The following is a 19,485-nucleotide window of genomic DNA, read 5'->3' as shown; positions in this document are numbered from 1 at the left end:
ACAGGGAACAAAGTTCATGAAGGTGGGAATTATCGGACTCGGATTCCGTCTCGGTTATCTGGGCTACGTTTTTCATGAGATCGACAAGGATTTCGAGATCGTCGGTTACGTCGATCCTGCGCCTGCCGGCCTGCCGGGCCTGCAGGAAAAGGGCATTTCAGCCGGCAAGGCTTACGATAGTCCCGAGGCGCTGATCGCAAACGAAAAATTCGATCTCTTGATGATCGGCTCGCCGAACCACATGCATCTGGAGCATATCCGCATCGGGCTTGAGGCCGGCTGCACCATCTTCTCGGAAAAACCCATCGTCGTCAGTATCGAGGAAAGCCTCGAGCTTGCCCGGCTGCTCAACAAGCACGGTCACGAGCGTCTGCTTGTGGGTCTGGTTTTGCGTTATTCCCCGCTCTACCGCGATCTGCGCGCTGCGCAGGCCGAGGGCAAACTGGGCGATGTCGTTTCCATCGAGGCCTCGGAGCACATCCCGCCCTATCACGGCGCATTCTTCATGCGCGACTGGCGGCGTTACGAGAATTATTCCGGCTCCTTCATGCTGGAAAAATGCTGCCACGACCTCGACCTCTATAATGGCGTGGTCGGTGCGCGACCGCGTTTCGTCTCGAGCTTCGGCGGGCGCAAGAGCTTCACGCCGGCAAACGCGCCGCAGAATGACGGCATCAACGACATGGAGGTTTACCATCGCAAGCCAAGCGGCTGGATGGGCTCCGACAAGGTGTTCGACAGCGACGGCGACATCATCGACTACCAGACGGCCATCGTCGAATATGAGAACGGCGCCTCGCTTGCGTTCCATACCAATCTCAACGTTCCCGACGATTTCCGCCGCTTCTGCGTCATTGGCGCCAAGGGCATGGCCGAGGGCGATTTCGTGCGCGGCTTCCTCAACGTGCACAATGCCCGCACCAATGAGAAGACCGTGGCCAAGACCTATTCGGCGGCGACCACGCTTTCCCAGCATTATGGCGCCGATGAGCAGATGGCAGAGGATGTGATCGCCCATATCGTCAAGGGTGCGCCCTTGCCGGTTTCCGCGCTCGACGCAATCGAGGCCGGTATTCTGGCGCTTGCCATGGATGAAGCGCGCCATGGCCGCAAGGTGATCGATCTCAAGCCGGTGTGGGAGGAGTATGATCTGGCGTTGCACGGGCAGCCCAAATCCCCCGCCGTGAAATCGGCTTGAGGGGGGCGGCGCAATGGATGCGAAACGCAGCGCGGTCGTCTTTGCCTGGCTTCTTCTTCTGCCGGCGCTTTTATACATCACGGTTATCGTTGCTTATCCGCTCGTCGATACCTTCATCCTGTCCTTCACCGATGCGTCGCTTAGAAAAACGACGAACTGGGTGGGATTCATCAACTACGAGAAGATTTTCAACGCGACTTTTGCCGATGTCATCACGCGGACCTTTATCTGGACGTTCTTTTCCGTCTCGATAAAGATGATCATCGGCACATTTGGTGCGGTGCTTCTGAACTCGGCCGTTCCCGGCCGGGCGCTGTTTCGCCTTTTGACCATGCCGCCATGGATCGTGCCGATGGCTATCGGCATCTTCATGTGGGGCTGGATGTATAACGGCCAGTTCGGTATGATTTCCGGCGTGCTGCAAAATCTCGGGCTTGTGAATGGGCCTGTTGCTTTCCTTGCTTATGGCAACACGGCCTTCTGGGCGACGATCATCACTGACGTGTGGATCGGCGTGCCGATGGTGACGCTCTATCTGCTGGCGGCGATCCAGGCTATTCCGCAGGATCTCTACGAGGCCGCGTGGACGGACGGGGCAAGCCGCTTCTATCGCTTCCGCCGTATCACGCTGCCGCTGATGCTGCCCGCCATGATTACCATGTCGATGATTTCGCTGATTTCGACTTTCAATTCCTTCGATATCATCTGGATCCTGACGCAGGGCGGCCCGACCGGCCAGACCACGACCATGATCATCGACACGTACAAGACGGCGATCGGCTCCTACAAATACGGTGAGGGTGCGGCGCGCGCCGTGCTGATCTGCATCTTCCTGTCGATCTTCACTTATTTCTATTTCCGCATCACCAGCCGCATCTCGCAGGAGGCCAGCCGATGACCGACAAGAATGCGATGATCAACCGCTACAGATGGTATGAAATCGTCGGGATCTATTGCGGTATCGCCGTGTTCCTGACCTTCGTGCTGGCGCCCTTCGTGGAAGGATTTCTGGTTTCGCTGAAACCGCTCAGCCTGCTGTTTTCCTCGCCTTACAAGTTCTGGCCGACAAACGGTTCCTTCGAAGCTTATCGCACGATGTGGGTCAGCGTTCCGGGCTTTGCCCGCTACGTCTTCAACTCCTTCTTCATTTCGACGATCTCGACGATCATCGTTCTGCTTCTGGTGGTTCCGGCGTCCTATGCCTTTGCGCGGTTCCAGTTTCGCGGTCGCGGGCAATTGCTGGGCGCATTTCTGGCGATCAACATGTTCTCCGGCGCGGTGCTTCTGATTCCGCTTTACCGGCTGATGCGCAACATGGGTGTGCTCAACACTTATCTGGCGATGATCATTCCCGGTGCGGCCTTCCTGATCCCGACCGCCATCTGGCTGCTGCGCACCTACATGCTGCGTATTCCGCGGGAACTGGAAGAGGCGGCTTATGTGGATGGCGCGAGCTATTTCTACACCTTCCGCCGGGTGATCCTGCCGCTGGCGATGCCTGGTATCGCCGTTGTCTCCATCACCACTTTCATCGGCGCTTATGCCCAGCAGTTCATCTTCGCGCTCACCTTCAATTCCAAGACCGAATATATGCCGCTGCCCATCGGCCTCTTCGCCTATTTCGGTCGTCAGGAAGTCATCTGGAATGAGTTGATGGCGGCCAGCTTCGTCGGCATTGCGCCGGCCATGGTCGTGATCTTCTTCATGCAACGCTATCTCGTCAGCGGGCTTACCGCCGGCGCGGTGAAATAATCAACAACCGGAACGACCACCAAAAACGGGAGACTACCTATGGCACTGAAACATTACGGATTGGCGCTCTGCGCTTTCGCATTTGCCGGTTCCACTGCCCTTACCACGGTGACGGCGCATGCCGCCGACAAGGAGATCAGCTGGATCTATTGCGGCGACAAGATGGACCCCATCCATGAGAAATACATCAAGGAATGGGAAGGCAAGAACGAAGGCTGGAAGGTTGTGCCCGAGGTTGTCGGCTGGGCGCAGTGCCAGGACAAGGCCACCACGCTCGCCGCCGCCGGCACCCCGGTCGCCATGGCCTATGTCGGTTCGCGCACGCTGAAGCAGTTCGCGCAGAACGATCTCATCGTTCCGGTGCCGATGACGGAAGACGAAAAGAAGACCTATTACCCCAATATCGTCGATACGGTCACCTTCGACGATACACAGTGGGGCGTGCCGGTCGCTTTCTCGACCAAGGCGCTCTACTGGAACAAGGACCTGTTCAAGCAGGCCGGCCTCGATCCGGAAACGCCGCCGAAGACCTGGGCTGAAGAAATCGCCTTCGCCAAGCAGATCAAGGAAAAGACCGGCATTGCCGGTTACGGCCTGCCGGCCAAGACCTTCGACAACACCATGCACCAGTTCATGCACTGGGTTTACACCAACAACGGCAAGGTGATCGACGGCGACAAGATCACGGTCGACAGCCCGCAGGTTGTCGCAGCGCTGAAGGCCTACAAGGATATCACGCCCTATTCCGTCGAAGGCCCAACTGCCTATGAGCAGAACGAAATCCGCGCGATCTTCCTCGACGGCAAGGTCGGCATGATCCAGGCTGGCTCGGGCGCCGCCACTCGCCTGCAGGAAACCAAGATCAACTGGGGTATCGCGACGCTGCCGCTCGGTCCTGAAGCCAAGGGTCCCGGCACGCTGCTCATCACCGACAGCCTGGCGATCTTCAAGGGAACCGGCGTGGAAGAAAAGGCGACGGAATTCGCCAAATTCATCACCTCTCCCGGCCCGCAGGGCGAATACGAACTGCAGGGCGGCGCGGGTCTGACACCGCTGCGTCCGTCGCCGAAGGTCGATGAATTCATCGCCAAGGATCCCTTCTGGAAGCCGCTGATCGACGGTATCGCCTATGGCGGTCCCGAGCCGCTCTTCACTGATTACAAGGGTTTCCAGGACGTGATGATCGAGATGGTGCAGTCCGTCGTTACCGGCAAGGCAACACCGGAAGATGCCGCGAAGAAGGCAGCTTCGGCTCTCGAGCAGTACAAGTAATCCTCCATGAGCGGATGCGGGCGCAAGGCCGCCCGCATCCGGCAAGTTTCGCCGCGGGAATGCCTGCGTCCATGAAGGCGCTCTCTCCCGTGTTTTTCAACGGTTTCGATCCGGCGCGGTTTTGTCGCTGTTTCGGAACATCTCTGAACGTGGCCTGATGTCGGCCGCTGACGGGAGAGGCAAGTCTTGGGTCAGCTTTATCTCAACAACGTCCGCAAGAACTATGGACATTTCGAAGTCATCAAGGGCGTTCAGCTCGACATCAGGGATGGCGAGTTCGTCGTTTTTGTCGGCCCCTCGGGATGCGGCAAATCCACATTGCTGCGCATGATCGCCGGCCTTGAGGATATTTCCGGCGGCGACGTCGTCATTAACGGCGTGAAGGTCAATGAACTGCCGCCGGTCAAGCGCGGCATCGCCATGGTGTTCCAGTCCTATGCGCTTTATCCGCATATGACGGTTTTTGAGAACATCGCTTTTCCGCTGCGCGTCGAAAAGATGGAAGAGGACACGATCAAGCAGAAGGTCGAGGGTGTCGCGAAGATCCTCCAGCTCGACCAGCGCCTGCAGCAGCGCCCCGGCATGTTGTCCGGTGGCCAGCGCCAGCGCGTGGCGATCGGCCGCGCCATCGTTCGCGAGCCGAAGATATTCCTGTTCGACGAACCGCTTTCCAACCTCGATGCGGCGCTGCGCGCCGATATGCGCATCGAGCTCACCAATCTTCACCGGACGCTGAAGGCGACGATGATCTATGTCACCCACGATCAGGTGGAAGCCATGACCATGGCAGACCGCATCGTGGTGCTGAATGCCGGTGAAATCGCCCAGGTCGGCGCGCCGCTCGAGCTCTACCACAAGCCCGCGAACCTGTTCGTGGCTGGCTTCATCGGTAATCCGAAAATGAATTTTCTGAAGGTCACCTGCAAATCCGTCAGCGCTGAAGGGGTGACCGTGGCTTATGAAGGCCAGACGATCACCGTGCCGGTGGAGCCTCGCGCCGGTCTTGAAGGCGCACAGCTGACGCTCGGCATTCGCCCTGAGCATACCGGTCTTGAGACGGCCGACCTCAACATCAAGGTCGCGCCAAGTGTGATCGAGCGGCTGGGAGTGAATACGATTGCCTATGGCGTTGCGCCAACGGGCGAGAGCTATTGCGCATTGCTGTCCGGCTCCGCGCCCGTTGTCGTGGATGAGCCTATCGTCACCGGCGTCAAGGCGTCGGATTGCCACCTGTTCGATGAAAGCGGCATTGCCCTGGAGCGGCGCGTCGACCTTTCAGTCCTCAAGCTGATCCAGTAAGGGGCAGGAGGCGGGCCATGCATGCTGTCTTCCAAGGCCCGGCTTTTCCCGATGCGATCCGCTCCCGGCGGTTTTCTTCCGCCATAGCTCGACAAAAAAACAACGCCGGACTTTCGGTCCGGCGTTCAATGGCGTCACATGTGTCTGACGGATCACGGCATGGGATTAGCCATGTAGCCGGTGAAGCCGCTGATCTTCCAGCGTCCCTCATGCAACCGGCAATAATAGAGCGTCTGCCATTTCATGGCGTCGAAGCTGCCGTCAGCCTTGCGGAGCCCGCCGTCGAACTTCTTGCGCACCAGCGCGGTTTCGCCTTCCACCTCGATCTCCTCCAGCGTCGTGGTGGTGAAAATCGCGTTACGCGGGTCTTCAGCGAATTGCTGGGTCTGGAAGTCCTTTGCCTGCTTCAGCCATTCATCACGATAGGCTGCAAGCGAAGGGAAAGACAGGCGCCAGTTGTCCGGGTTTGCATCCCGGTTGGCGTTGATGCCGAGAAAGCCGTCCTCGACGAAATCATCCGCGACCTTCGACCAGTCGGCGGCCAGGAAAGCGTCGATGTCCCGCGTCACCAGCATCTCCCATATGGAATGGCGGGCAGTGTCGGTTTCGGGAAAGGGATTTTTGAAGGGATCACGCATGGTTTCGGTCCATTGTTGAAATTATTTTCAAGATTTGGAGATTTCTCTGGTGCGAATTGTTGCCATATGCTCATCTATCAATCAACAGAGAAAATAATTTTCAAATCAAAGGTGTCCGTCGTGTCGTCAAGGGGACGAAACATGGTCGATTCACAGGTCTATGCGGTTGACGGGCGCACTTTATTAGGGTGCATCGGCAACGGGGCCAAGGCTTAAGTTTTGGCGGAACGGAGACCGGTAAACATGGATATTTTTGCAAGGATACAGGAAGACAAAGGGCAGTTCTCGCAATCGGAGCGGCGAATTGCCGATATTCTGGTTTCGGACTTCGAATTTGCCGTCAATGCGTCGATCATCGAGCTTGCGGCCCGCGCCGAAGTCTCCCCGCCGACGGTGACGCGGTTCTGCCGCCGGCTGGGTTGCCAGAGCTTTTCGGATTTCAAGGTCAGCCTCGCCAAGACGGCCTATGTGGGTATCCGCTATCTCACCTCGGAACCGTCCAGCACCGGTCCCTCGGATGTCGCGGAAGAGGTGCTTGCCAAGGCGCAGGAAGCGCTTTTCCTGCTGCACAGGACGCTCGACCCAGCCCTTGCCGACGAGGCGGCCATCAAGATCGCCAATAGCGGCATGATCTATGCCTTCGGTGCGGGCGGCAATTCATCGATGATCGCCTCGGAAATCCAGAACCGGCTGTTCCGTCTCGGTTTGCGCGTTTCGACCAGCGCCGATCACAGCATGCAGCTGATGATGACGGCGGCGGCGCGCAAGGAAGACGTCATCATTGGTTCGTCCTTTTCCGGCCGCAACATGGAGCTGGTGAAGTGTTTCAGGCTGGCACGGGAAATGGGCGTCACCACCATCGCGCTTACCCAGAGCGATACGCCTGTTGCCGCGGCGGCTAATATGGTGGTGGCCGTCAATGTACCCGAAGGAAACAATATCTTCCGCCCCACCTCATCGCGTTACGCCTATCTGGCGGCCGTCGATGTTCTGGCGACGCTTGCTGCCTACCACCAGCGGCAACGATCGATGGTGACGTTGCGTCACATCAAGCAGCAGCTCGTGGAACATCGCGATCCGGATGACAAGCAACTGCTCGGTGACTGAGGGCGAAACACAGAAAAAAAGGCCGCTTTTCCTCAGAGACCGCCTGTGCGGTGGTGACGGAAAGCTTCAAGGGAGTGGTAGGAGATGAAGGACAGGAAAGACCAGCTCGCCATCGTAACCGGTGCGGCAGGTGATATTGGCCGGGCGATTGCTGCGGCGCTTTCCGAAAGCCATGCAAAGGTGGTGTTGGTCGATATTGATGCCAACGCCCTGTCCAATGCGCTTTCCGAGCTTTCCGGTCCCGGCTTTGTTGCGAAAACCTGTGATGTCACCGACCCTCAGGACCTTGCGCGGCTGGCCTCTGAAGTCGCCGAGCTGGGGGAGGTCACGACGCTTGTCAACAATGCCGGCGCCGCAAGGGCCGTCAGCCTGCATGACACGACTGCGGACATCTGGCGTCGGGACAATGCCCTCAATCTGGAAGCGCCGTTTCTCTGCTTCAGGGCATTCGAGGAGGTGCTGAAGCTTACGCAAGGCTCCGTGGTCAACATCACATCCGTTAATGGTATGGCGGTGTTCGGCCATCCGGCCTACAGCGCGGCAAAGGCCGGGTTGATCCACCTGACCAGGTTGATCGCCGTCGAATATGGCAAATTCGGCATCCGTTGCAACGCGGTCGCGCCGGGCACCGTGCGCACGCAGGCGTGGGAGGCGCGGGCGGCGGTCAATCCCCAGGTCTTTGCAGAGGCGAAGCACTGGTATCCGTTGCAGCGGATCGTCAGACCCGAAGATGTGGCCAATGCGGTCGCCTTTCTGGCCGGCCCGCAGGCCTTCGCCATCAGCGGTGTGTGTCTGCCGGTCGATTGTGGTCTCACGGCAGGACAGGCGCCGCTGGCCCGGACTTTTTCACAATCCGAACACTACTGACTAAAACCTTTTCACGGGTTCAATGCGCAATAAAGGGGAGCATCATGGCGCTCGCACAGTATCGTCTCGAAAATTCATGGCATCCGCTCAAAGACTCCGCCTCTGGCGGCTTCACCTTCACACTGGTCAATCTCTCCCGCGAGCCGCTGAAGGATTTTCGCATCGTTTATACGTCGCTGACGCGGACGGTGGACAAGCCGGTTTGCGGCAACGCCGTTTATCTGCGCCGCAACGCCAATTTCCATGAATTTGCGCCGCCGCCCGGCTTCGTGCTGGAAGCGGGGAAATCCTGGCGCTTCACCGTCGATGGCCTGCTGAGGCCCGCCCGTCATCGCACGGATGGTGCAAAATCCGCTTATGTCAGCCTTGCCGACGGCACACATCGTGCGGTGGATGTGGGTGACCTGATGCTGGATGGTCGCCACAGCGAGCCCGCGCCGGTGCTGCTTCCGGAAGGAGAGCTCGATCTGCCCTTCGCTATCCAGCCCTGGCCTGCCGAAATCGATGTCGAACCGGGCGAAGGCTTCCCCGTCGCACTCTTCCCGACGGATGATGCGAGGGTCGAAGAAGTGCTTGCGGTGGACACCGTTCTTTCGCTGTTCCGCCGGCTTTTTGCCGTCGGGCATGTGCCTTTCAGCCTTGCTCCGGTCCATGAGGGAAAACCACTGCATTTCAAGCAGCATAGCGGGCTGGAAGCGGAAGGTTATCGCCTTACTTTCTCAAGAGAAGCGGTCGTCGTGGAATATTCGGCCGCTGCCGGCCTGCAATATGGCCTGACGGTTCTGGCACAGCTGCTGCATGGCGCACGCATCGATCCCAAATTCCGTTTCCCTGCTGCCGGCACCATCAGCGATGCGCCGCGTTATAGCTGGCGCGGCTGCCATCTGGATGTTTCGCGGCAATTTTATCCAACTGGTGATGTGCTGCGGCTTATCGATATTCTCGCATGGCTGCGCATGAACCGCTTCCATTGGCACCTCACCGATGACGAGGCGTGGCGTCTCGAAATCAAGGCCTATCCGCTGCTGACGACGGTCGGTGCGACCCGCGGTCCGGACGCACCGCTTCTGCCGCAACTCGGTAACGGGGCTGAACCGGTTTCCGGCTATTACACGCAGGATGAGGTACGCATGGTCGTCGCGCATGCCGCGGCGTTGAACGTCGAAATCGTTCCGGAAGTCGATATTCCCGGCCACAGCACGGCGGTGCTTGTCGCCTATCCGGATCTGACGGACGGGCAGGAGGCGCCGGACAGTTACCGCTCTGTGCAGGGATATCCGAATAATGCGCTCAACCCGGCCATCGAGCCGACCTATGAGTTCCTCGGCAAGATATTCGACGAGATGGTTGAGCTCTTCCCGTCGCGGCTGATCCATATTGGCGGCGATGAGGTTGCGGATGGGTCCTGGCTTGCCTCGCCGCTTGCCAAGGCGCTGATGGAAAGGGAGGGGCTGGATGGCACCTTCGGCATCCAGTCCTATTTCATGAAGCGCATTCAGGGGATGCTGCATGAGCGCGGCCGCCAGCTTGCCGGCTGGGACGAAGTCTCCCATGGCGGCGGTGTCGATCCCTCAGGAACATTGCTGATGGCGTGGCAGAAGCCGGAGGTCGGCCTTGAGCTTGCGAAGCAGGGATACGATGTGGTGATGACGCCGGGTCAGGCCTATTATCTCGACATGGTGCAGGATGAGGCGTGGCAGGAGCCGGGCGCAAGCTGGGCCGGCACCGTTCCGCCGTCGCATACCTATGCCTATGAGGCCGTCGGCGAATTTCCCGAGGAGTTGAAGGAGCGGATGAAGGGTGTCCAGGCCTGCATCTGGTCCGAACATTTTCTCAATCGCGCCTATTTCAACCATCTCGTCTTTCCAAGACTGCCGGCCATTGCCGAGGCGGCCTGGACGCCAAAGGCACAGAAGGACTGGCTGCGTTTTTCCGCCATCGTTCCCTTGAGCCCGGTTTATTGAGGGGAAAGCGACATGCGTATTGCCGTTGGTGGCATCCACACCGAATGCAGCACCTATTCGCCGGTGCTGATGAACCAGGAGGATTTTCGCGTCTTTCGTGGCGTGGAACTGCTGGAGGCCGAGTACTTCAACTTTCTTGGCGAAGGTGAAGCGGAGGTCTTGCCGCTTCTTCACGCCCGCGCCGTGCCCGGCGGGCCGGTGTCGCGTGCGGCTTATGATGCATTCAAGCAGGAGTTCCTCGAACGCCTGAAGGCTTCGCTGCCGCTGGATGGGCTTTATCTTGCCATGCATGGCGCGATGAATGTCGAAGGCATTGACGACGCGGAGGGGGACTGGATTTCCAGCGCCCGCGCCGTGGTCGGGCAGGATGTCTTGATCTCTGCGAGCTATGATTTGCACGGCAATGTCAGCCAGACGATCATCGATCAGCTGGATATATTTGCCGGCTACCGAACAGCGCCGCATATCGATGTGCGCGAGACGATGGTGCGGGCATGGGCGATGCTGCTCAGGGCATTAAAAACGGGCGAAAAGCCCGGTGTGGCCTGGGCGAAAATTCCCGTGCTGCTGCCGGGTGAAAAGACATCCACGGAAGATGAGCCCGCCAGAAGCCTTTATGCCGTTCTGCCGGATCATGATGCCCGGCCCGGCGTGTGGGACGCAAATTTCATGATCGGTTATGTCTGGGCGGATGAGCCAAGGGCGACTGCCTGTGCGGTGGTGACGGGAACGGATAAAGCGGCCGCACAGGCCGCCGCGACCGAAATCGCGCAGTCCTACTGGAATGCCCGGCAGGATTTTCGTTTCGGCCCCGTGACGGAGCCGCTTGAGGCGATCCTGGATATAGCGGAAAAAACGACCACCCGACCAATCATTCTTGCCGACTCCGGCGACAATCCGACCGGGGGTGGGGTGGGGGATCGCGCGGATGTTCTGGCGGCGCTGATTGCGCGCAACTGGCAGGGCGCATTGCTGGGCGGCATTACTGACAGGCCGGCGGTCGAAGCCTGCTTTGCGACGGGTGAGGGTGCTGTGCTTTCCCTGAAGATCGGCGGCAGTCTCGATCCGCAGAGCCCCTCCGTTACCGCGGAGGCGCGTGTCCTGAAGCTGGACGATCCGGGAACTGCGGACCAGCGGCAGGCTGTGGTCGCCATCGGCGGCATCACGGTCATTCTGGCGGCACGGCGCAGGCCCTATCACATGATCTCCGATTTCATCCGCCTCGGCTTTGACCCGAAGGATGTGCGGCTGCTGGTTGTCAAATCAGGTTATCTTTCACCGGAGCTCGCGCCGATTTCCAACCCCAACCTCATGGCGCTGACGGATGGGGTTATCAATCAGGACATCGAGAACCTTCCCAATCGCCGACGGTCCGGAGATTTTTACCCATGGAAGCCGCATTTCGACTATACCCCGAAACCCATCCTTTCGGCCCGCTGGCAATGACAGCGGTCCGGTAGCTCTTACCCAGCGATCCGGCCGGGCCGGATCATCTCAGGCGAATCTCCATGCCGTCGGCTCTTTCCATCGTCATCAATAATCCGTCGATCCGCATCGGGGCGCTCGCCATCCTGTTCTTCGGTTTTTCGAATGCGGCGACCGCCCCCTATCAGGCGGTCATCGGTATTCGCGAAATCGGGTTGAGCAACAGCGTCTATTCGCTGCTGATGCTGTTTGCCGCCGTCATCAATGTCAGCGCCAGCGTGTTGATGGGTATCGTCGCCGACAGGCTGGGGGAATATCGCAAGCCCATGCTGTTCATCGCGCTCTTCGGCGTCAGTGGTTATATGCTGGTCTATCTGGTCGGCAACGCCATGGCTTTCGTAAGCGCCAAGCTCATTCTCCTGCCGATCTTCGGAGCGATGAATTCGCTGATTTTCGCCCATGTGCGCGCCGATGCCCGCAATCTTTCGACGGGTGAGATGATTGCGGTGAATTCGATCATGCGGGCAACCATCTCGCTTTCCTGGGTGCTGGTGCCCGGCCTTGTCGGCATTTTTCTGGTGAATTCCGGCAATATGCTGATGGCCTTCCTGTTTTCGGGCGTCTGCGCATTCATCTGTTTTCTGCTCGTCGCCTTCTGTCTGCCGAGGACCGCGACGCCCGCGACGGTCAATACAGAAGCGCGCTTCGGCCTGCTGGCATCGCTTGCGGAAATTGGATCGCGACGGGTGCTGCTCAGGATCATCGCCATTGCGCTCATCTGCTCCATGCTGCATCTCAATGATTCCGTGCGCTCGCTCATCATAACCGGGCAGGCAAAGGGTACGGTGGCGGATATCGGCATCGTGGCGGGTATTGTCGCCGCTCTGGAAATCGTCTTCATCCTCCTGTGGGGCTGGATCGAGAAGAGGGTGCCGCAGACACTGACGCTTGCGGCGGGAGCGGTGCTTTATGCCGTCTATCTGATCCTGCAGGGGCTTGCGACGGCGCCCTGGCATATTTATGCGCAGACGGTGATCAGTGCGCTGGGGGCTGCGGCGATCATCAGCATCCCCATTACCTATCTGCAGGAACTGATCGCGGACAGGCCGGGGCTTGGAAGCTCGCTGATCGCTGTGAACATCTTCCTTGGCGCCGGTCTGGGCGCCTTGATTTTCGCCGTTGGAACTCTGGTCTCGAGCTATTCGGGAACGTCCATATTGGGGGCGGCCGTGGGTCTCGGCGGCGTTTACATGCTTTACGCGCTTGATGGGAAAGGCCGCCGCAGGTAGAGCGTCGGCCGAAAATGTGGCTGGTTTTCGCATGATCCGGCGTGGAAACAGACCACAGTCAAATGAAAGAGGTTACGATGATTCTCGAGATTTGCGTGGACGATGTGGCCGGTCTGGAAGCCGCAGTCAGCGGCGGGGCCGACCGGATCGAGCTTTGCGCCGCCCTGTCCGGTGGAGGCGTGACGCCGTCGGCGGGCTTCATGCACCAGGCGGCGACCTATGGGTTGCCTGTCAGCGTGATGATCAGGCCGCGTGCCGGGGACTTTGTCTTCACGCGCGCTGAAGCAGATGTGATGAAACGCGATATCGACGCGGCACGGACTGCCGGTCTTTCAGGCGTGGTGCTCGGCGCATCGCGTGACGATGGATCGCTCGATATCGCCTTGCTTGAAGAACTGCGCCGTCATGCCGACGGGCTGGATATGACGCTGCACCGCGCCTTCGATGTCGTTCCCGACATGGATGAGGCGCTGGAGGCGGCCATCGCATTGGGGTTTCCACGAATTCTCACTTCCGGCGGTGCGCGTTCGGCGCTCGAAGGTATCGAGACTCTTGCGCGCCTGTCGGAAATCGCCGCAGGCCGGATCGTCATCATGCCGGGTGCCGGCGTGCGTCCGCAGAGCGTGCAGACAGTGCTGGATCGCTTTCCAATCAGGGAAATCCATGCATCCTGTTCCGCGGTTCCGCCTTATGATCCGGAAAGCATGGCGGCGAAGCTCGGTTTTACCGGTGCGGGACGCAAGGCGACGGATGAGGCGGCAGTGCGTGAACTAAAGGCGATCGTCAGCGCTCATCATAAAGGCGGCGCAACGCTCTAGCCGTTCCTGCCGCGCCATCGAGGTCGAGGTGGATTTTATCCGGTGCCGGCAGGGATAAGGCCGCCCTGATGGCATCAGCCATCGATTGCGCCGTGATATCTTCCTCCTCCAGCACCTGCGCCAGCCCCAGCCGCGCCAGTCGTTCGGCGCGCGCACTCTGTTCTGTTTCTCCTCCGGCGGCGAAGGGGATGAGGAGCGAGCGGCATTTGGCCCGGAGAATATCGCAGACGGTGTTGTAACCGGCCTGCGACACCGAAAGCCTCGCCCCGGCAAGCAAACTTGCGAAGTCCTTGCGGAAACGGAAGACGGAGACGTTCTCCGGCGCCCCGGCCGAGATCGCATCAAAATCCGCCTGCGGCATGTTTGGACCGGTTACGAGGCACCAGTTCTTGATGCCATCGAGCAGGGGGGCGGCCTCAAGGGCAGCCCGTATGAGTGTGGCACCGACTGCGCCACCACCGGCGGAAACGATGATATCGAATTTCTCGGCCGGTTCCGGCGGCGGAAGCGGAGCGACGAGACCGGTATAGACGATGCGCTGACCGATCTCGCTGGCAAGCGGGAAGGTTTCTTCCAGCCGGGCGAAATCCGGATCACCATGGACGAGCACCGCATCGAAATGTTTCTTCACCAGCGATACGGTCTCTTCATCTCGTCCCGGTTTGGTTTTTTCCTGCAGGATGTCGCGCAGTGACGCCATGACGAGCGGGCGCGGTTCGCTATCCTCGATCTCATCGAGAAGGGGCAGCAATTCGAAGCGCACCTGCCTGCGGCCAAATGGAAAAGCCTCGATGATCACAATGTCGGGTTTGGCGCCATGATAGGCCCCGATCAGCATATCGGTCCTCAGCCTCTTGAAGTCGTCGTCTACCGGTTTGCCGGAACTGTCGACCAGGCCGGCAAAGCTGCCGTCGCTGACGGCGATGGGCGGCAATTCGACATGGCGGATGCCTTCGCCCGGGAAGCCCGGGACCGGGGTGCCTCCCGTGACCAGAACGACATCGAAACCGTCAGCCTGCAGGGCGTTGGCAATGCGGCTGGCGCGGGCGATATGGCCGATGCCGAGAAGGTGCTGCACGTAGAAAAAAACACAGGGGCGCTTTTCCATCTCGGTCATGGTGTCTTTTCCCACTCAGTCTCGAAGAGAGCCTTTAGTTCGGCGACGCTGGTGCGATGATCGAAGGCCGTTCGCACGCGGTTTTCGGCGGCAGCGCCCAGACGCTGGCGCAATTGCGGATCGGTGATGGTCGCGCGCAGGGCCTCAGCGAAGGCCGCGGGATTTTCCGGTTCCGTCAGCAGGCCGTTTTCACCACTGACGAAGAATTCCGGAATGCCTGATATATTGGTGGAGATGCAGGTCAGCGCCTGGCTAGCGGCCTCGACCAGCACATTGGGAAGGCCGTCACGGTCGCCATCGCTGGTGATGCGGCATGCGAGTGCGAAAAGGTCCGCCTGCCGGTAGTTTTCCAGCACCTGTTTCTGATCCATGGCGCCGGTCCAGACGATCCTGTCAGCGATGCCAAGTTCGTCGGCGAGCTTCTTCAGCGCGGCCAGTTCATCGCCGCCGCCGATATGGGTAAAGCGCCAATGGACTGTCTCAGGAAGCGAGGCAAGAGCCCGCAGCAGGATATCGATGCCCTTTTTCTTGACCGCGCGTCCGACGCTTAAAATCCGTACCGGATCAACGGCATCCGATCCGTCCCTTGCAAGACGCGGTCCATCAAAATGCGGAAAACGGGTCAAATCGAGCCCGTGGTAACTGAGATGCACATTCTGCCTTGCACCTGAAAGGTTCTGCAGATGTTGAAATCCACCCGCAGTGCAGGTCACGGCCCAGCGGGCGCTTTGCAGTTTGGCGGCAAGGTCACGGTCGTTCGAGGTCCAGATGTCCTTCGCGTGCGCCGAAATCGTCCAGGGTGTGCCCGTTATGAGGTGGGTATAAGCGGCGACCGAGGCGGGCGTGTGGATGAAATGAACATGCAGCCACTCGGCATCCACAGGCCATTCATGGGCGAGCACGGCGGCCTGGCCGAAACGGCGGAAGCGGTTGCGGCTGAGATCATGCGGCAGATCGCTGAAAAACCGGCGAAGCGCCCTGGTGAAACCCGGCTTTTTGCGGCAGGCCCAGAGCGCTTTCAGAACCCGCAGCGGTTCCTCGTGCAGATATTCCGGCAGATAGGTGACCGGGGCGCGGATTTCATCATGAACGGGGTGGCGCTTCTTGTCCGTCGGCCGGCGCATGGACATGAGTTCGAGCTTCAGCCCGGCCTTTTCAAGCCCCAGAAGTTCCTGGGCGATGAAAGTCTCGGACAGGCGTGGATAGCCCTTGAGGAGCACCACGATTTTTTTTGTATCGGTCACGTTGCGCGTGTCTCTTTTGAAGCGGTGTTTGTTGGGAGGCCGGTCACGCGGTTAGCGTGATCGGCGCCTTGTCGCCCTCGGGCGGCAGCCATTCGGCGATCCGGCGCGATATGTTTTCCAGACCGTCGAGCTTCAGATCCTGCGAATTCACGGAGGGTGGCGCGCGGTTCGGCAGGGCTTTCAGCGCCGCCGCCATTTTTGCAGGGTTCTCGGCATCTTCCGGCAGAAGCATGTCGAAAAGGCCAAGTTCCGACGCGCGGCTGGCGCGGATAAGCTGTTCCTCGCGCGGCACGGTGCGCGGCACGACGAGGGCGGGTTTGTCGAAGGACAATATCTCACAGACGGTGTTGTATCCGCCCATGGAGACGACGGCCTGCGCGCCGGCGACGAGGTCTTCCATGCGGTTGTCGAATTCGATGATTTCGATATGCGGAATATCGGCGACGCTGTTCATGAAGCGCTGACGCTGATCGGCCGGCATGTACGGGCCCAGCACCACCAGCGCCTTATGCGTCAGTTCCTTGTCATGGCGATAGGCGTTGATGACGTCATCGATCAATTCGCTGCCATCGCCGCCACCGCCGGTGGTGATCAGAAGATAGTCGCCTTCCGGCCGGTGCGATGCAGTTTCTGCCTGTGTCTTCGATCTCTGCAGGAAGCCGACAAAATCCATCTTGTCGCGAACGGTCTGCGGAACATCGAGCCCCGTCAGCGGATCATGGAAATCCGGCGGACCATAGACCCAGACATGGTCGTAAAACTGGCCGATCTTGGTCATCACATTGTTGCGCTTCCATTCCGCTTCGAGCAGTTGCGGCGCATCCATGACGTCGCGCAGACCGATGACGAGCTTGGTTCCCTGCCCCTTGAGATAGGCGAGGGTTTCCTCCACCTCGCCGCGCAGGCCCATGGGCTCCTTGTCGACGATGAAGATGTCAGGCTGGAAGCTTTCGGCGGTGTGATAGATGATGGAACGGCGCATCTTCAGTGTTTCCTGAAGATCGATATGCCTGTCCATCGAGGTGTATTCGCCGTTGCGCAGCTTGATGACGCTCGGGATTTTCACGAAATCGACGCGGGCGCGATAGTCGAAAGCACCGGCAATCGTTGCGCCTGAAATGATGAGGACGTTGAGGCCGCGATAATCTTCCACCAGGGCATGCGCAATCGTGCGACACCGCCGCAGGTGCCCGAGGCCGAAGGAATCATGGCTGTACATGAGAATGCGCGCGTCGTTCAAACGGGAGCTCATGGGCCAGACCTCTTTTTGCCTTTCACGATGAAGGCGGCGTCGGAAGGGCAATGTATCAAGGCGTATTCCATTTTATCTGAAGGGGTCCGCAGCATCACGTAGTCCGTCGCCGAAGAAATTAAAGGCCAGAATGACGAGAACGACCGGGATCGTCGGGATGAGAAGCCATGGATATAGCGCAATGACACTGACGCTGCGCGCTTCCGTGAGCAGAATTCCCCAACTTGTGATCGGTGGCCTGAGACCGAGGCCAAGGAAGCTCAGTGCGGTTTCGCCGAGAATCATGCCGGGAATCGTCAGGGTGGCCGAAGCGATGAGGTGCGACATGAAGCCGGGAATAAGGTGTCTGCCGATGATGCGCGGCGTGCCGGCACCCATCAATTGTGCAGATAAAACATAGTCTTCCTCGCGAAGCGCCAGAAGTTTTGAGCGCACGGCGCGCGCAAGGCCCGTCCAGTCCAGCATGCCGAGAATGATGGTGATGCCGAGATAAACGAGGATGGGGCTCCAGGTCACCGGCATGATCGCCGCAAGCGCCAGCCATAGCGGAATGCTCGGGATGGATTGCAGCACCTCGATGATGCGCTGGACGATCAGGTCAAACGTGCCGCCGCGATAACCCGCCAGACCGCCGATCACAATGCCGAGAACGAAGCTCATCGCGACGCCGAGAAGGCCGATGGTCAGCGAAATGCGCGCGCCATAGATGATGCGGGACAGCACGTCACGGCCGAGACGATCGGTGCCGAGCAGAAACAATTCACCGCCCTCCGCCGGGCAGACGAGATGGGTTCTGCCCTCGAACATGCCCCAGAAGCGATAGGTATCGCCCTTGCAGAAGAAGCGCAGCGGCTGGATATCCGTCGGCACATCCCGGTAGACCCGTCTCAGATTGTCCATGTCGAGTGTCATTTCCCGGCCATAAACGAAGGGGCCGACAAATTTTCCATCATTGAACAGGTGAATGGCCTGAGGCGGGGCGTAGATATTTTCGATATTGCGGGTGTGGAGATTATAGGGCGCGAGGAATTCGCAGATCAGGATCGAAAGATAGAGCACCACCAGAAAGGCGCCGGACCACACCGCGATCTTGTGCTGGCGGAATTGCCACCACATGAGGCGGAGCTGCGAGGCCTTGCTGAAGGCCGCCATTCCTGACGTGTTGGGTTCGATCAGCGACGGGTCGAAGGGCGCGGTCGAGACGTAGTGGGGCAGGGCTTCGCCGGGTTTCGGAATGGATGAGGTCATTTGACGTTGCCACCTCCGAAGCGGATTCGCGGGTCGAGTATGGCAAGGGCGATATCCGACACCAGCACGCCGATTACCGTCAGGAAAGCAAGGAACATCAGGAATGAGCCGGCCAGATACATATCCTGGCTCTGTAACGCGCGGATGAGCATGGGACCGGTGGTTTCGAGTGACAGGACGACGGCGGTGATTTCCGCGCCTGAGATGATCGCCGGCAGGATGGAGCCGATGTCCGAGATGAAGAAATTCAGCGCCATGCGCAGCGGATATTTGGTCAGCACCTTGAAGGGGTGCAGCCCCTTGGCGCGGGCGGTGACCACATATTGTTTCTGCAATTCATCAAGCAGATTGGCGCGCAGGCGGCGGATCATGCCGGCGGTGCCCGCCGTTCCGATGATGAGGACGGGGATCCAGATATGTTCGAGGATCGACTTGAACTTCGCCCAGCTCATCGCCTGATTGAGATATTCCCGGCCCATCAGATGGCCGATGGAGATGCCGAACCAGATATTGGCGAAGTACATCAGGATCAGCGCCAGCATGAAGTTGGGAATGGCGATGCCGAGCAGGCCGAGGAAGGTGAGCCCGTAATCGCCCCAGCTATATTTATGCGTGGCGGAATAGATACCGATCGGAAAGGCGATGAGCCAGGTGACGATGATGGTGACGAAGGAGACCAGAACCGTCAGCCACAGCCGGTCTCCGACGACATCGGCGACCGGCAGCTGATATTCGAAGGAATAACCGAAATCGCCGACCAGCATGCCGGTCGCCCAGCGGAAATAACGGATCGGGGCCGGTTGGTCGAAACCATAGCGGGTGCGCAATTCCTCGATTTCGGCAAGGTTTGCCGTCTCGCCCATGGCGCGCAGTTCGGCGACATAGCTTTCGAAATAATCGCCCGGCGGCAGCTCGATGATGGTGAAAACCAGCATCGAGATCAGGATCAGCGTGGGGATCATGACGAGGATGCGCTTCAAAATATACCGCAGCAT

At 59.3% G+C, this 19,485-nt stretch carries 17 protein-coding genes; 11 read left to right on the top strand and 6 right to left on the bottom strand.

Annotation, left to right across the window (positions count from 1 at the left end; translation table 11 throughout):
• The first annotated feature begins 16 nt into the window (after nucleotides 1-16).
• The 5 genes from N5D22_RS14195 (at nucleotide 17) to ugpC (ending at nucleotide 5,521) form a co-directional block, all read left to right on the top strand.
• A complete protein-coding gene (locus N5D22_RS14195; RefSeq protein ID WP_279656697.1) occupies nucleotides 17-1,198 on the top strand; it encodes a Gfo/Idh/MocA family oxidoreductase in 1,182 nt (393 codons plus the stop codon).
• Nucleotides 1,199-1,211: 13 nt separating this feature from the next.
• Nucleotides 1,212-2,096 carry a sugar ABC transporter permease gene (locus tag N5D22_RS14190; protein WP_279656698.1) on the top strand — a complete coding sequence of 295 codons (885 nt, stop codon included), beginning with the start codon at nucleotides 1,212-1,214 and terminating at the stop codon, nucleotides 2,094-2,096.
• Complete coding sequence (locus N5D22_RS14185; RefSeq protein ID WP_004443724.1) at nucleotides 2,093-2,950, top strand: carbohydrate ABC transporter permease; 858 nt, start codon at nucleotides 2,093-2,095, stop codon at nucleotides 2,948-2,950. Before N5D22_RS14190 ends, N5D22_RS14185 begins: the two co-directional genes overlap by 4 nt.
• Nucleotides 2,951-2,989: 39 nt before the next feature.
• Nucleotides 2,990-4,222 carry an ABC transporter substrate-binding protein gene (locus tag N5D22_RS14180; RefSeq protein ID WP_279656699.1) on the top strand — a complete coding sequence of 411 codons (1,233 nt, stop codon included), beginning with the start codon at nucleotides 2,990-2,992 and terminating at the stop codon, nucleotides 4,220-4,222.
• A 186-nt stretch (nucleotides 4,223-4,408) separates the two neighbouring features.
• Nucleotides 4,409-5,521: a sn-glycerol-3-phosphate ABC transporter ATP-binding protein UgpC gene (gene ugpC / locus N5D22_RS14175; protein ID WP_279656700.1), complete on the top strand. Its 1,113-nt coding sequence runs from the start codon at nucleotides 4,409-4,411 to the stop codon at nucleotides 5,519-5,521.
• A gap of 152 nt (nucleotides 5,522-5,673) precedes the next feature.
• Here the strand turns inward: ugpC and N5D22_RS14170 are convergent, their stop codons facing one another.
• A complete protein-coding gene (locus tag N5D22_RS14170; protein WP_279656701.1) occupies nucleotides 5,674-6,159 on the bottom strand; it encodes a hypothetical protein in 486 nt (161 codons plus the stop codon).
• Nucleotides 6,160-6,402: 243 nt separating this feature from the next.
• Between N5D22_RS14170 and N5D22_RS14165 the strand changes: the two genes are divergently transcribed.
• From N5D22_RS14165 to N5D22_RS14140, 6 genes are all read left to right on the top strand, one after another.
• Nucleotides 6,403-7,266 carry a MurR/RpiR family transcriptional regulator gene (locus N5D22_RS14165; protein ID WP_279656702.1) on the top strand — a complete coding sequence of 288 codons (864 nt, stop codon included), beginning with the start codon at nucleotides 6,403-6,405 and terminating at the stop codon, nucleotides 7,264-7,266.
• A gap of 84 nt (nucleotides 7,267-7,350) precedes the next feature.
• Nucleotides 7,351-8,133 carry an SDR family oxidoreductase gene (locus tag N5D22_RS14160; RefSeq protein WP_279656703.1) on the top strand — a complete coding sequence of 261 codons (783 nt, stop codon included), beginning with the start codon at nucleotides 7,351-7,353 and terminating at the stop codon, nucleotides 8,131-8,133.
• Nucleotides 8,134-8,177: 44 nt separating this feature from the next.
• Entirely contained in the window at nucleotides 8,178-10,097 is a 1,920-nt protein-coding gene (locus N5D22_RS14155; RefSeq protein WP_279656704.1) for a beta-N-acetylhexosaminidase, read from the top strand.
• 12 nt (nucleotides 10,098-10,109) lie between these two features.
• Nucleotides 10,110-11,543 (top strand): M81 family metallopeptidase, encoded by a 1,434-nt coding sequence (locus tag N5D22_RS14150; protein ID WP_279656705.1) that lies wholly within the window; start codon nucleotides 10,110-10,112, stop codon nucleotides 11,541-11,543.
• Nucleotides 11,544-11,605: 62 nt separating this feature from the next.
• Nucleotides 11,606-12,811 (top strand): MFS transporter, encoded by a 1,206-nt coding sequence (locus tag N5D22_RS14145; protein ID WP_279656706.1) that lies wholly within the window; start codon nucleotides 11,606-11,608, stop codon nucleotides 12,809-12,811.
• A 77-nt stretch (nucleotides 12,812-12,888) separates the two neighbouring features.
• A complete protein-coding gene (locus N5D22_RS14140; RefSeq protein WP_279656707.1) occupies nucleotides 12,889-13,629 on the top strand; it encodes a copper homeostasis protein CutC in 741 nt (246 codons plus the stop codon).
• Here the strand turns inward: N5D22_RS14140 and N5D22_RS14135 are convergent.
• The 5 genes from N5D22_RS14135 to N5D22_RS14115 form a co-directional block, all read right to left on the bottom strand.
• Nucleotides 13,595-14,746, bottom strand: coding sequence for a glycosyltransferase family protein (locus N5D22_RS14135; RefSeq protein ID WP_279656708.1), 1,152 nt, complete (start codon nucleotides 14,744-14,746; stop codon nucleotides 13,595-13,597). The genes N5D22_RS14140 and N5D22_RS14135 overlap by 35 nt on opposite strands.
• Nucleotides 14,743-15,990 (bottom strand): glycosyltransferase family 4 protein, encoded by a 1,248-nt coding sequence (locus N5D22_RS14130; protein ID WP_279656709.1) that lies wholly within the window; start codon nucleotides 15,988-15,990, stop codon nucleotides 14,743-14,745. The genes N5D22_RS14135 and N5D22_RS14130 overlap by 4 nt, the downstream gene beginning before the upstream one ends.
• Before the next feature lie 43 nt (nucleotides 15,991-16,033).
• Entirely contained in the window at nucleotides 16,034-17,242 is a 1,209-nt protein-coding gene (locus tag N5D22_RS14125) for a glycosyltransferase family protein (RefSeq protein WP_279656710.1), read from the bottom strand.
• Between the two features lie 72 nt (nucleotides 17,243-17,314).
• Nucleotides 17,315-18,490 carry an ABC transporter permease gene (locus N5D22_RS14120; RefSeq protein WP_279656711.1) on the bottom strand — a complete coding sequence of 392 codons (1,176 nt, stop codon included), beginning with the start codon at nucleotides 18,488-18,490 and terminating at the stop codon, nucleotides 17,315-17,317.
• Nucleotides 18,487-19,485 carry an ABC transporter permease gene (locus tag N5D22_RS14115; protein ID WP_279656712.1) on the bottom strand — a complete coding sequence of 333 codons (999 nt, stop codon included), beginning with the start codon at nucleotides 19,483-19,485 and terminating at the stop codon, nucleotides 18,487-18,489. The genes N5D22_RS14120 and N5D22_RS14115 overlap by 4 nt, the downstream gene beginning before the upstream one ends.

It is taken from the genome of Agrobacterium sp. GD03872, assembly GCF_029840625.1.
Classification (GTDB): Bacteria; Pseudomonadota; Alphaproteobacteria; order Rhizobiales; family Rhizobiaceae; genus Agrobacterium; species Agrobacterium fabrum_A.
The sequence above is the reverse complement of the archived record's forward strand: the minus strand, read 5'-3'. Positions and strand labels throughout refer to the sequence as shown.

Bases quoted from the DNA above. Each gene is read 5' to 3' on its own strand.
- N5D22_RS14195 (WP_279656697.1), top strand. From the start codon at position 17: ATGAAGGTGGGAATTATCGGACTCGGATTCCGTCTCGGTTATCTGGGC.
- N5D22_RS14190 (WP_279656698.1), top strand. From the start codon at position 1,212: ATGGATGCGAAACGCAGCGCGGTCGTCTTTGCCTGGCTTCTTCTTCTG.
- N5D22_RS14185 (WP_004443724.1), top strand. From the start codon at position 2,093: ATGACCGACAAGAATGCGATGATCAACCGCTACAGATGGTATGAAATC.
- N5D22_RS14180 (WP_279656699.1), top strand. From the start codon at position 2,990: ATGGCACTGAAACATTACGGATTGGCGCTCTGCGCTTTCGCATTTGCC.
- N5D22_RS14170 (WP_279656701.1), bottom strand. From the start codon at position 6,159: ATGCGTGATCCCTTCAAAAATCCCTTTCCCGAAACCGACACTGCCCGC.
- N5D22_RS14165 (WP_279656702.1), top strand. From the start codon at position 6,403: ATGGATATTTTTGCAAGGATACAGGAAGACAAAGGGCAGTTCTCGCAA.
- N5D22_RS14160 (WP_279656703.1), top strand. From the start codon at position 7,351: ATGAAGGACAGGAAAGACCAGCTCGCCATCGTAACCGGTGCGGCAGGT.
- N5D22_RS14155 (WP_279656704.1), top strand. From the start codon at position 8,178: ATGGCGCTCGCACAGTATCGTCTCGAAAATTCATGGCATCCGCTCAAA.
- N5D22_RS14150 (WP_279656705.1), top strand. From the start codon at position 10,110: ATGCGTATTGCCGTTGGTGGCATCCACACCGAATGCAGCACCTATTCG.
- N5D22_RS14145 (WP_279656706.1), top strand. From the start codon at position 11,606: ATGCCGTCGGCTCTTTCCATCGTCATCAATAATCCGTCGATCCGCATC.
- N5D22_RS14140 (WP_279656707.1), top strand. From the start codon at position 12,889: ATGATTCTCGAGATTTGCGTGGACGATGTGGCCGGTCTGGAAGCCGCA.
- N5D22_RS14135 (WP_279656708.1), bottom strand. From the start codon at position 14,746: ATGACCGAGATGGAAAAGCGCCCCTGTGTTTTTTTCTACGTGCAGCAC.
- N5D22_RS14125 (WP_279656710.1), bottom strand. From the start codon at position 17,242: ATGAGCTCCCGTTTGAACGACGCGCGCATTCTCATGTACAGCCATGAT.
- N5D22_RS14120 (WP_279656711.1), bottom strand. From the start codon at position 18,490: ATGACCTCATCCATTCCGAAACCCGGCGAAGCCCTGCCCCACTACGTC.
- N5D22_RS14115 (WP_279656712.1), bottom strand. From the start codon at position 19,485: ATGCTGCGGTATATTTTGAAGCGCATCCTCGTCATGATCCCCACGCTG.